General features: G+C 44.1%; 10 protein-coding genes. 7 read left to right on the plus strand and 3 right to left on the minus strand.

The genetic code is table 11. The annotated features are described in order from the left end of the window. Positions 1 to 76 precede the first annotated feature (76 nt). The 4 genes from J8Z24_RS16490 to J8Z24_RS16505 all read left to right on the plus strand — a co-directional run bounded on the left by J8Z24_RS16490 (position 77) and on the right by J8Z24_RS16505 (position 3,850). On the plus strand, positions 77 to 940 hold the full coding sequence (locus J8Z24_RS16490) for a LytTR family DNA-binding domain-containing protein (protein ID WP_176033821.1): 864 nt from the start codon (positions 77 to 79) through the stop codon (positions 938 to 940). 230 nt (positions 941 to 1,170) lie between these two features. Beyond that, positions 1,171 to 2,457: a LysM peptidoglycan-binding domain-containing protein gene (locus J8Z24_RS16495; RefSeq protein WP_147389300.1), complete on the plus strand. Its 1,287-nt coding sequence runs from the start codon at positions 1,171 to 1,173 to the stop codon at positions 2,455 to 2,457. Positions 2,458 to 2,480: 23 nt separating this feature from the next. Continuing rightward, positions 2,481 to 3,233, plus strand: a complete 753-nt coding sequence (locus J8Z24_RS16500) for a hypothetical protein (protein WP_252095041.1) — start codon at positions 2,481 to 2,483, stop codon at positions 3,231 to 3,233. After that, a complete protein-coding gene (locus tag J8Z24_RS16505) occupies positions 3,197 to 3,850 on the plus strand; it encodes a lysozyme family protein (RefSeq protein WP_252095042.1) in 654 nt (217 codons plus the stop codon). Before J8Z24_RS16500 ends, J8Z24_RS16505 begins: the two co-directional genes overlap by 37 nt. 3 nt (positions 3,851 to 3,853) lie before the next feature. Here the strand turns inward: J8Z24_RS16505 and thpR are convergent, their stop codons facing one another. The 3 genes from thpR to J8Z24_RS16520 form a co-directional block, all read right to left on the minus strand. After that, positions 3,854 to 4,372, minus strand: a complete 519-nt coding sequence (thpR, locus tag J8Z24_RS16510) for an RNA 2',3'-cyclic phosphodiesterase (RefSeq protein ID WP_128730463.1) — start codon at positions 4,370 to 4,372, stop codon at positions 3,854 to 3,856. A 14-nt stretch (positions 4,373 to 4,386) separates the two neighbouring features. Next, positions 4,387 to 5,109 (minus strand): helix-turn-helix domain-containing protein, encoded by a 723-nt coding sequence (locus tag J8Z24_RS16515; RefSeq protein WP_252095043.1) that lies wholly within the window; start codon positions 5,107 to 5,109, stop codon positions 4,387 to 4,389. 150 nt (positions 5,110 to 5,259) lie between these two features. Continuing rightward, on the minus strand, positions 5,260 to 6,126 hold the full coding sequence (locus J8Z24_RS16520) for a helix-turn-helix domain-containing protein (RefSeq protein WP_147389297.1): 867 nt from the start codon (positions 6,124 to 6,126) through the stop codon (positions 5,260 to 5,262). Between the two features lie 316 nt (positions 6,127 to 6,442). Between J8Z24_RS16520 and J8Z24_RS16525 the strand changes: the two genes are divergently transcribed. The 3 genes from J8Z24_RS16525 to J8Z24_RS16535 all read left to right on the plus strand — a co-directional run bounded on the left by J8Z24_RS16525 (position 6,443) and on the right by J8Z24_RS16535 (position 12,014). Further along, complete coding sequence (locus tag J8Z24_RS16525; protein WP_252095044.1) at positions 6,443 to 9,097, plus strand: TonB-dependent receptor; 2,655 nt, start codon at positions 6,443 to 6,445, stop codon at positions 9,095 to 9,097. A 40-nt stretch (positions 9,098 to 9,137) separates the two neighbouring features. Further along, complete coding sequence (locus J8Z24_RS16530; RefSeq protein WP_252095045.1) at positions 9,138 to 10,643, plus strand: tryptophan halogenase family protein; 1,506 nt, start codon at positions 9,138 to 9,140, stop codon at positions 10,641 to 10,643. 105 nt (positions 10,644 to 10,748) lie between these two features. Beyond that, positions 10,749 to 12,014: an MFS transporter gene (locus tag J8Z24_RS16535; RefSeq protein WP_176033828.1), complete on the plus strand. Its 1,266-nt coding sequence runs from the start codon at positions 10,749 to 10,751 to the stop codon at positions 12,012 to 12,014. Positions 12,015 to 12,016: the final 2 nt, after the last annotated feature.

The following is a 12,016-nucleotide window of genomic DNA, read 5'->3' on the forward strand; positions in this document are numbered from 1 at the left end:
ATAAGCCGTGGAATAGTGGGATAAAATAAGTGACCGCTTTGCGTCCAGTTGCTAGAGTAAAAGAAAAAATTAAACCATGATGTTTTCACGTACCTTTATTCAGCAATATCATCCGTTGATGGCTATCGTGCTTCTCGCCCTCTTTCTGGCGATTAATAACACCTTAAACGCCATTACTCAGATCATGGATGCCAAACGAGATGCAATGCTCGATTTTGCGCTGTGGGAACCATTTGTGTGGGAATATACCAGTGCAGCTGCCAGTCTAACCTTAATTCCTGCCATATCTTGGTATTTAAACGCGTTTCCTTGGCAGTGGCATAAACCTGTTAACGTCGCTTTTAGCTTTTTTATTGCCTCACTGTTATTTTGTTGTGGCCATGTTGGCATCATGGTGTTATTACGCGAAACGATTTATTTTAGCTTGCAACTAGATTACAACTTCCACCTTTCTTGGTTTGAACTTATCTATGAATATCAAAAAGATGCTTGGAGTTTTGTGTTCTTTATCGCACTCATAAAAGCTTATCAATTTAGTGTCTCTCATATGCTCGGCGAAGCATCACCGATAAAGCAGCAAAGTGATGACGATGAAGCACTCCAAAAACCAATTCATCATTTGTTGGTACGTAAACTTGGTAAAGAGTTTATCGTTAAAGTTGAAGAGGTTGAGTGGTTACAATCGTCTGGAAATTACGTCAATCTACACGTAAATGGTCGCATTTATCCGCTACGCTCAACGCTTTGTGCATTATGTCAGCGCTTAGACCCAGTAGGCTTTATTCGCATCCATCGCTCTTTTGCTATTAATGTCTCTCAAGTAGTGAGTATTACGCCACTCGCCAGCGGTGACAGCGAAATCACATTGCAAAGTGGGAAAGTCTTAACGCTTTCGCGAACCTATAAAGCCCAATTTAAGCAACAGCTACGTCTTGAATAAGTGAACAATACGCAATCATCACGCTACTAAAGTTGATTGCGTCAATATTATTGCTCAATGCTAAATACTGTAACGCTAAAGTTCATTTTGTATCCATTTCATCGCTCTACACTACACAGCCGCAGCAAGTAAGGTGTCTATTTTTGCATTTGCACCGAACTTATATACAATCTTATGTGGTTCAGGCTCTCTACATGGACTGCATAATAAAAGGATAATAAAAAGGCGCTATGAAAAACCTTATCACTCCACTACTCGTTGGGATTTTACTGCTAAATGGCTGTAGTCAAATACAACACCCTCAGCAGCATGAATCAAGGCCAGATAACGCTGCAAAAGCAAGCGTTGAAAAGCCAAAAAATGTTGTGAAAAAGGAAGTAAAGGCCACAGATAACACACCATATGATCCGCTCAAAACGGATGACTTATGGCTTCGAATTAAACACCAGCTCAGCTTTGCTGATTCCAACGACAAACGCGTAACGCAGCGAATTGACTGGTATCTCAAGCACCCAAACTATATGGATACCATCAGCGAACGTGCAGCGCCTTTATTGTATTATTTAGTTGAAGAAGTGGAAAAACGCGGTCTGCCCATAGAGCTTGCCTTGATGCCATTAATCGAGAGCGATTTTAACACCCAAGCCTACTCCCATAAACATGCCTCGGGGTTGTGGCAACTCACCCCCCTGATTGCCAAGCATTATGGTGCCAAGATCAATGCTTGGTATGATGGTCGCCAAGATATTGTCGATTCGACCCGGGTTGCATTGGACTTTTTGCAGTACCTACACAAGCGTTTTGATGGTGATTGGTATCATGCTATTGCCGCTTATAATACCGGTGAAGGCCGAGTGCTCGCAGCCATTGAACGTAATAAAAAAGCAGGTAAACCAACTGACTTTTTTCATTTGAAGCTCCCGCGCCAAACCAGACACTACGTACCCAAATTACTTGCAGCCTCACAGTTGCTAAAGCATGACTTGATGAAGTTTCCTAAGATCCCCAACCGTTCGTTAATCAGCGTTATCAAACTTGAGCAGCAGGCGGTTTTATCAGACCTCAAAGGCTGGAAAGAAGTAGAGATACTAAACCCAGGATATGCGCGTTTTCCTGCATTGCTTGCAGGCCCTGAGCATATAGTCATCCCAACAGCACGGGTGTCGGAGTGGCAAAACATGCTCGCCAGTTTACCAAAAGTGCCAGCTGATACTTGGCAGCAGTACACCATTCGTCGTGGTGACTCCCTCAGTAGCATCGCAAAACGCTACTCAGTCACGGTGGCTGAGTTAAAGGTTTTCAATCAATTAAAAAGCGACCGGATCCGTGCTGGCAAAACGCTGATTTTACCTATCTTAGCTGACAAACAGCTGGACTATCGTGTTAAACGCGGTGATAGTTTATGGCGCATTGCAAAACAATTTAATGTGAGCGTTGCCAAGCTCAAGCATTGGAACCAGCTGTCATCTGACACGCTGAATATTGGCGATACTTTACAAGTATTCCTATCACCATAATCCCAGATACGCATAGGATGAACATGTCAGAACATAATAATAATAATAATGTACCTTCTGAGCACAACAGCGACACGACCACGAGTGCGCTATTAACACCACAGCCTCACAAGAACAGGCAAACGCATGGGCGGTTCAAGCTATCTCGCTCAAAGATGAACACCATTTTAGCGCTTTGCGCGATGTTTATTTCTGCGGCCTCTTTTTATGCCACGTACTTGCAAGCCAAAGCGGCACAAGAGCAGGTTTCAGCTGCTGAAAAACAGCTAAAAACGGAAACTTGGCCTTGGTTGCAATTTAGCTACAGTAATTTTGATTTAGACTCGACACAAGCAACTATTCGAGTCGACATTCGTAACTCAGGCACCGGCCCTGCAGTGATCCATCACATCAAATACGAATTGGACGGTGAAACCTATTATGATGTCACCGAGTTAATGGATGCCTGTTGCAATCTACATGCTTATCAAGCGGCATTAAGTGATGCACAAGATGAAGAGTCTAACATCAACTATCTAAAAAAGTTTGGCTGGTATGTCTCTAGCGAGCCACAAAAAATTCTCCTTGCCGATGGTGATAGTTTTAATATCTTCACGATGCCAAAGAGTAATTTTAATCGTGGATTATGGGATAAAATTGATGATCATAAATCTGTTTTCAAAGCACAGGCCTGTTACTGCTCTATACTTAAAGAATGCTATATCACCAACGAGAAAGCGGTGATCACTGAGGTACCCAGTTGTTCGACCATACCGACAAGTTCTATCAACAAGTAATACGTCACCTACTGCAATTTGAAGGTGAAGTATTTCACCTTTATTTAGACGTAAATGGTAATCCAACCATAGGCGTTGGTTTTCATATGCAAACTATTGAGCAATTTTGTCAGCTGCCGATGCAGGACAGACGCGCTAAGCGTGCTGCAACCTTGCAACAAAAGCACGATGAGTACCGTCGGATTAAAAGCAAGCCCACAGGCTACAAGGCTTCTTGGTATGCACAATATACTGAACTGACACTACCTCCGAGCGCCTCAAAACAGCTACTGATCAAACACATTCAAGGTTTTGAGAGTGCACTGGCACACTTTCTCGAGCAACAAGCTGTTGGCTGTATTCCTTATCACAAGCTCCCAACACCCGCGAAGCATGCACTTCTTGATATGGCTTATAACCTAGGGACAAACAAACTGTTTTTGGCGTTTCCTAAGTTGATTAATGCCATCAGTACACAAGACTGGAAACAGGCAAGCCAAGAGTGTAGCCGCCTCCATATTAGCCCTGCTCGAAATGAAGCAACTAAACGCTTGTTCCTTAATTGTCGTAAATACAACCGCTATCAGCTGGGATGGTTTAGCACCTTGCTTGAAAAGTTTAAACGCTGGTTATTTTAACCTTTAGCTGAGAAAAAAGGACGCGATAGGGTCGTAAATCAAACCCTGCGTATTACGGTGAGAGTGGTAGAGGTGAAATTTTTTTACCGTCAGCGAAAAGGGCGCTATTGGCTTTGCCACAGTCGGCTCTGGCTTACAATTTCTAAATAGCGTGATATGGGGTGAGAACGGATGCGGGTTATGATATAGGTCGCACTTTTCTCCAAAAGCGCGTAGCGGGTTGGCTAAATCTAGCAATGCTTGTGGCTTTTGCTCCGGCTTTAAATAAAAAATACCATTGTGCTGCCAGTAACCATGTTCGCTAAATGACAGCATAAATTTAGGCACCGTTAGGGTGCTGGCAAAATCACACAGTTCGGCCACTTTTGACTCTTCCACCATAGCCAGAAATGCCAGTGTAAGATGCCAATTATTCGGTTGTGTATTGGCTTTGCTGGCACTCACGCTATCGACTAGCCACTGGCCGATATGTGCGCGAGCGTCGTCATCCATGCCAATACCAAAAAATAATCGCTTTTGCATCTCACACCTTTACCTTAAGGTTTAACTAACCGTTTCCCTACTAAAGTTAGCATAATCCCAGCAGAGAAACACAATAAGCCAATAAATTGCAGCCAGGCATTTTCTGCTCGCTCACTAAATGTAGGCCCTTGAAAACGATAATGCCTTCTACCATCGGTTACCGATTCGGTATAAGCACTTCCTCTGTAATCTGATAAAAATACTGTTTTTTTGTCTAAGCGCTTTGCCATGGCAAGCTGAACTTGCTCAAAGAACTCACGGTCACCATTCTTACTTTGAGGAACGAGATATGCGTGCCATTTGTTGTATAACTCAACGGGCTCGCCAGCTTGCAATACTCCCTGAGATTGATATTCAAACAGTTTTTCACTAAAAAAAGTCTGTTTGTAGCCACTCCAAAATAGCCCTACACCGAGAGACACTAACAACACTGCTAGCATTGCAAGTTGCTTATATTGCTTTTGTTTTGATTGTTGATGTTGCTTATACCAATACTCTATATCTGGTATTTGGCTTAGTTCTTCCCGCTTTCCTTGTGCTGATAAGGTTTGCATACATTCATCTAAAGATAAATTAAGCGCTGTCAGTAACTTTCTAAATACCTCATTAGAAGGTACAGACTTGTCGTTTTCTAGTTTCGATAAATAGCTTTGCTCAACGCACATTTGCTCTGCTAGCTGTGGTTGGCTCAAGCCTCTTTGTGTACGGATCTGTTTAATAAAGTGTCCTAGTGTCATCACGGTCATCCTCGTTTATTATTGTTGCGACCCAGCACATTCTTGGCAATTCCTTGATAAATACCAAGTTGAATATTCAGGAATAAGTATGAATATCATAACATTACGTAAATTTCACGATTGCTTGTGCGTTTATCTACAAGGTTGCGGTTAATATAATGCTTTTTGATGCAGCCGCGCGCGAAACTCGCTAGGTGTGCACGCCTTTAGTGCTTGAAAACGGCGATTAAAGTTAGAGATGTTATTAAAGCCACACTGATCCGAAATAACGCTGATGGGAGAAGCTGAACTAATCAAAAGCTTACATGCTTTGGCGATCCGAAGCTGATTAATAAATTCTGTGACAGTGCGCTCCGTACGCTTTTTAAAAAAACGATGGAAATGGTTGGTGCTCATGTGCACTTGCTGAGCAAGGTCATTCGCACTCAATTTGTCTGTATAATGCTCATAAATATAGGCAATTACTCTATCGAACTTATCCTTGGCAGGATCATGGCGAGGGTCAAAACGAAAACCACTACTAGCCAAATGTTGATAGTTTGATGTTGTCATCAAGGTGAGCATTTCAAGTAGTAATACGAAGCGCATTAGCGGCTCAGCATTTGCTATTTGCTCAAACCAGATTTTGGCTTGTTTTGCGACCTCCACAGGAAATTTAACGCCACGTCGTGCAGCATTTAATAACTCAGATAAGCCATGTAGTTCTGGATGCTGCGCCACTAGAGATTCTAACCAAGGCGCGGGAATTTGCGCGACGTGAACAACATGAGCGGAGTGATCAAGATTAGGTTTTGACTGCCACGTGTGCGGTAAATCAGGGCCTAAGATAACCAAATCTAAATCTTCGTAAGGCGCAATGTGATCGCCCACATGACATACACCGACACTGTTGAGCGTCAAACAGATCTCATATTCTGGATGATAGTGCCAATTAAAAGGAATTTCCGGCAATTGATACAGGCAATAACGCCATGAACACCCGGGAGATGGCAGCACTTTCTCGTACATCGCTCGCATAGCAACTTCCTTTTACTGTGGGCTAATAAAACTCAACACCTGCTAGCTTTAATAAACCTATTAAAAATCTGCATGTTATAAGTTTTTATAACCACCGTTCATTACACCTAGTTGCATATCATGCAAATTCAATCACTAAACAATATTAATCTATCGAAATATAGCGATAACCCAAAGTGCAGTGAAGTATTTTTGTCAAATACCCCCTATTTAAGCGTGAAAAGTATCATTAGTAGATAGAAAGATACCGCTCAAAAAACATCCAAGACGATACCCTAGTTTCTGCCAACAACAAATAGGAACAATGGGCAGAACAATGAAAACAACTAAGTTGAAGCAATTTAAATTGAACAAGCTTGCCACCATAGTGACAGCAAGTACCCTATCGCCTTTTTTACTCACTTTATCACCACTCACACTCGCTGCGGAAAAAAGCGCAACAGACAATGTTGAAGTGATTGAAGTTCGAGGTATACGCCGCTCACTTGAAGCTTCTATGAATACCAAACGCTTTGCCGATGGCATTGTCGATGCCATCACTTCGGAGGATATTGGTAAGTTCCCGGACAAAAACATTGGCGATGCACTTCAGCGTATTTCAGGGGTCACAGTTGAGCGTCAATATGGCGAAGTCAGTGGCGTTACTATCCGTGGTACTGCCCCCGAACAATCACGTATTTTATTAAATGGTCAGTCCGTTGCCAGTACCGATTGGTATGACTTGGGGCCATCTACCCGAACATTTAACATGGAACTGTTATCAGCAGAGCAAGTAGCCGCAGTGAATGTCTACAAAACACCGGAAGCAAACATTGAAGAAGGTGCTTTAGGCGGTACAGTAAACCTTGTCACGCGCAAACCGCTAGACTTAGCGGCCCACACCTATATGGTATCAGCCGAGGCTGGTCGCTCCACTTTGTATGATGAAAATGATTTAAGTGGCTCGTTTTTGGGTAGCTGGAAAAGCGACGATGAAAAATTTGGTGTCTTAGCCGCATACTCATTAGAGCGGTTAACCTCTGGCCGCCATGTCATAGAATCCATCGGCTCTTATGGCGAACAATTTAAAGCCAATCCAGATACCAATCAAGTATCACATATCTCGGCATGGGCAATTGGCTCCCAAGCATTTAGAGCCGAACGGGAGCGTACCAGCGCACAGCTCACCGCACAATTTGCACCAAGTGAAAACACCGAGTTCACAGTAGACTATTTTAACTTTGAATTCGACAACCCACATGTTAACCATAATTTCCTTACTGTTACCGGTCGTGGGGCAGGAACGACGGATGTCACTACCAATGATGCAGGCGGCGCTCAACGCGCAAGGGTATTACCTGCTTACGCATCAATCATCTATAACCCTACGATACGTAACGCCGTCAACATGGAAGTTGATGTCTTAAACTTCAGTGGTAAATATGTCGGTGATACCTTTGAGGTTAGTGGCGTGATTGGTCGCTCTACTTCGGATGGTGGAACGCAGTTTGGCTCCTCAAGTTGGTGGATCCCAGCAACCGATGAAGGAGACAAAATTGGCGATCCTGCTTTCCCTAATGGTCAAAATAGTACCGATGGTGGCTTTACTTATGATGCCACAGGCCCTTATCAAATTTGGTTTGATTCGCTAGATCCGACCGATGCCTCCCAACTCAAGTTTGCTCATGAATCAAATTTCCAAACGACGGTTCAAGAGCATGAAGTAAGTTATGCACAAGCAGATATTAAATGGATGCTAGAACATGATTATTTCAAGAACATCAAAGCGGGTGTGAAAGTAAACAAAAACGAATTTTCACGTATCGCGATGCAACGAAACCCTGCTGATGTTATCGGCTTTGTGCCTGATGGTCATAGTTTAGCCAATTGGAGTGATGGTGTTTTTACCGATCTGCACTCACAAACGGGTGGCCACATTCTGAACTCATACGCCAAGCTTGACGAAGACAAATGGTGGAATTTTATCACTGGCAAATATGAGGCGGGTGAACTGATCGAGCAGCAAGATCTTGGTAAGACTTACCATGTTGAAGAAGATGTGCTCGCCATCTATGTGCAAAGTGACTTCAGCGGTGAAAACTTCCGCGGTAATATCGGCTTACGCTATATAGACACCGAACAGCAGTCCACCGGTTATGTCGATAATACAACCTTTGATGAAACGGTAGACTATGATAACTGGCTACCCAGCATCAACTTCGCCTATGACTTCAGTGACGACATTATTATCCGTGCGGCGGCCTCTAGCGTGATGTCTCGAGTCAATTATAACGACTTAAAACCAGGTCTGGCGATTGATGCGAACTTTGGTTCAGCCAAAGGTGGTAACCCCAATCTTAAACCATACGAAGCCGATCAAGCGGATATTGGTGTTGAATATTACTTTACCTCAGCTTCGCTATTTTCAGCAGCCGTTTTTGTGAAAAAGATTGACAACGTTGTCTTTTCTACAGAAGCCATTGAATATGTAGACGGATGCGGAACCGACCCTTCTAAATATGATCAATGCCGAGTCACGCGCCCGCGTAGTAACGGAGACGGTGATGTAACTGGAATAGAACTGCAACTTCAACATAGCTTTGATAATGGCTTTGGCTTTATTACTAACTACACCTACGTGGATAGTGAAACCACTACACCAGATAATGCAAAAGAAATGGTGCCGGGTGTCTCTGAAAACTCATTCAATGGCTCACTCTTTTTCGAAAACGAGCAGTTTAGTGCACGTATCGCTTATAACTGGCGCAGTGAATGGATTGGTTTAGGTGCGGCGCAAGCTGTGCGCAACGACAGCTACCAGCAATGGGATGCGTCTTTGGTATGGCACGCACTGGATAACTTAGATGTGAGCTTGGAGGGGGTAAACCTGACCAATGAAGTTATCCAGTCTTACGATACTAAGTATAACTTAACCCAAAATACCATTGAATTTGGTACTCGTTATTATCTTGGCGTTAGCTATAAGTTCTAACCTTGGAGCCTCAGTCGTTGACGGCTGGGGTCATTTGTCTATGAAAACTCATTTGCCTACAAAAACAATACAGTCACTGACAATTCTTGGTGGCGGTACTGCGGGTTGGATGTGTGCAGCCTATCTTGCTAAGCATCAACCTATTTTATCGGTCACAGTGATTGAGTCGCCACACATTGCCAGCATCGGTGTAGGTGAAGGCTCAACGCCGCATTTACAGCATTTTATGCAGAGCCTTGGAGTAAAAGAATGCGATTGGATGCCTGCATGTCAGGCAAGCTATAAAACGGGGATCTACTTTGATAACTGGAATGGCGACAATAGCGGCTATTTCCATCCCTTTTTTTCAGAAATGGATGCAAAAACCGCAGAAGTCTACTTTGTCAACGCCAATGCAAGACGCCGTGGTAGTGAGTATATTGATAAGCCTGAGCATTATTTTCTGGCGGCGGTACTTGCCGACAAGCAGCAAGCACCGATACCACAACAACCACTACCAAGAGCGCTTGAGTTCGGTTATCACTTTGATGCGCAAAAGCTTGCACAATGGTTAAGTGCATTTAGCCTAGCGCGAGGCGTCAAGCACAGACAAAGCACAGTAACTAGCGTACAGCATGACTCCCAAACAGTTATCGCACTGACGCTGGAGTCAGGTGAGCAAATAAAGAGTGATTTTTACGTCGATGCCTCAGGATTTAACGGACTATTGATAGAAAAAACGCTCGAAGTGCCTTTTATTTCCTTTTCTGACCAACTACTCAATGATTCAGCCATCGCTATTGCTGGGGATAAAATAACCCCACTGCCCTCAAGCACAGCGGCTATCGCTATGCCCTGTGGCTGGCGCTGGCAAATCCCACTGCAAAGCAGAACAGGACATGGTTACGTGTATAGCAGCGCACATATCAGCGCTCAACAGGCTGAGGCTCAGCTGCGTCAAGCCGCGCAACTTGATACCGGACCCGCCAAGCACCTCACCATGAAGGTGGGCATGATGGCACGTTGTGTTGAAGGCAATGTGTTTGCCATTGGCCTTGCACAGAGTTTTATCGAGCCACTCGAAGCCACCGCGCTGATGGTCACAGGCTATAGCATTGAATTATTACATCGTCTGCTTTCGCAACAGCTTGAGGCACAAGCCATCAATCAACAACTATCTGATCTGGTGCTCGGTATTAAAGAATATGTACTGGCACATTACGCTACCAGCAAGCGTACAGATACTCAGTATTGGCAAGACGCTAAAATCACAGCGTTGAATGTACGCGAGCTTGATGCGCTGCTCACGCACTGGCGTGACGGCGGCGATTTTGACGCTTGGCTGCACCAACACAGATCTCAGTCACCTTATATTCGTCCAAGCTGGTACTGCTTACTTGGCGGAATGGATCATCGCGACAGCTGCTGCCAAATGCCCTTTGAGCAAGCACCAACACATATTGAGCTTGCCGCAAAAGCATACCTAACACAGTTGAGCGACAAGCATTTTATTGCTCATACCAAGGCATTGCAGCAATTGCTGCTAAGCGATCAACGCAGTGCATAACCCAATTGTGGGTGGTGGTGAGGTTCCCCTTGATCTTTTTGTTTGTCTGCCCACAAGCGAAATTTTCACGCCATCACCCCTGTTTATTTAAGGTGGAAATACAATATGAAAAAAAGCTACCTCGTAATTGCCTTAGTATTGGCAACCTTTTTTACGGTGTCTTTTATTACCAATATTTTAGGCGCGATTTTTCCTGCATTAATAGAAAGCTATGACATAGGCCTCACGCTTGCAGGCTTTTTTCCATTCGCTTTTTTTATTGCTTATGGTGTGATGTCTATTCCTGCAGGTTTGCTGGTGCAGCGCGTGGGAGAAAAAAGCGTGATGCAGCTGGCATTCACGCTAGCGGCAATGGGCGCAACAACCTTTGTGCTGCTTCCCTCTTTTGCTATCGCTATGGTTGCGCTGTTTATGCTAGGGTGTGCCATGGCATTACTACAAGTCGCTATCAACCCCTTGCTGAGAGCCAGCGGCGGCGCAGAGCATTTTGCCGTGCTCTCGGTGCTTGCACAGTTGATGTTTGGCGCTGCGGCAACTCTCGCCCCACTGGTGTATAGCAAACTACAATCTCAAGTCACTAATGTAGAGCAGTTTGGTGCAGCGTTAACTCACTTTATTCCTGCCGATAAAAGCTGGTTGAGCATCTATGTGGTATTTGCACTACTGAGTGTGGCCATGTTAGTACTCTCACAACTTACTCCATTTAGCGCGGTGCCTGAGCAAAAGAAGCAAAAGCTAAGCTGGTCACAAAGTGTCGCTTTTTTTAACAATAAAACCGCATTAAAATTCTTTGCTGCCATCGCTGCTTACGTCGCCCTTGAGCAAGGCGTGGCCAATCTTATTTCGGTCTTTTTGCAGCAATATCATGGTCTAGAGCCAACCACTCAGGGCGCAAAAGTGGTTAGCGAGTTTTGGCTATGTTTAACCTTAGGCTGCCTATTTGGGCTAGCACTGCTTAAATTTATTGATGCTCAAAAGCTACTAGTTTTATTCAGCCTTGGCGCTGCTACCGCACTACTATGTGCATTATTCGGTAGCACCGCTGTTACCCTTGTTGCCTTTCCACTGGTTGGCTTTTTTCTCTCTATCATGTGGTCGGTTATCTTTGCCTTGGCATTAAACTCATTCAAAACTGGCCACGGTGCAATCACGGGAATTTTATGCACTGGGATCATTGGCGGCGCCTTTATGTCTCCCATTATTGGTTTAGCCGCGGAGCTGAGTAACAACTTACAGCTCGCAGCCCTACTGCTATTACTGCCGCTTAGCTATATTTTAAGTGTTGGTGTATGGGCTAATCCTTTGATTAAAAATAAGACTTTTGGCAATAGTCAAAAGATGCTGTCTCACCCTCTAAACGAAAATAGTTAAAT

The organism is Pseudoalteromonas sp. SCSIO 43201 (genome assembly GCF_023716725.1).
Lineage (GTDB): Bacteria > Pseudomonadota > Gammaproteobacteria > Enterobacterales > Alteromonadaceae > Pseudoalteromonas > Pseudoalteromonas peptidolytica.

Excerpts from the sequence above, each read along its gene's own strand:
- J8Z24_RS16490 (WP_176033821.1), top strand. The coding sequence starts at position 77 with ATGATGTTTTCACGTACCTTTATTCAGCAATATCATCCGTTGATGGCT.
- J8Z24_RS16495 (WP_147389300.1), top strand. The coding sequence starts at position 1,171 with ATGAAAAACCTTATCACTCCACTACTCGTTGGGATTTTACTGCTAAAT.
- J8Z24_RS16500 (WP_252095041.1), top strand. The coding sequence starts at position 2,481 with ATGTCAGAACATAATAATAATAATAATGTACCTTCTGAGCACAACAGC.
- thpR (WP_128730463.1), bottom strand. The coding sequence starts at position 4,372 with ATGCAAAAGCGATTATTTTTTGGTATTGGCATGGATGACGACGCTCGC.
- J8Z24_RS16515 (WP_252095043.1), bottom strand. The coding sequence starts at position 5,109 with ATGACACTAGGACACTTTATTAAACAGATCCGTACACAAAGAGGCTTG.
- J8Z24_RS16520 (WP_147389297.1), bottom strand. The coding sequence starts at position 6,126 with ATGCGAGCGATGTACGAGAAAGTGCTGCCATCTCCCGGGTGTTCATGG.
- J8Z24_RS16525 (WP_252095044.1), top strand. The coding sequence starts at position 6,443 with ATGAAAACAACTAAGTTGAAGCAATTTAAATTGAACAAGCTTGCCACC.
- J8Z24_RS16530 (WP_252095045.1), top strand. The coding sequence starts at position 9,138 with ATGAAAACTCATTTGCCTACAAAAACAATACAGTCACTGACAATTCTT.
- J8Z24_RS16535 (WP_176033828.1), top strand. The coding sequence starts at position 10,749 with ATGAAAAAAAGCTACCTCGTAATTGCCTTAGTATTGGCAACCTTTTTT.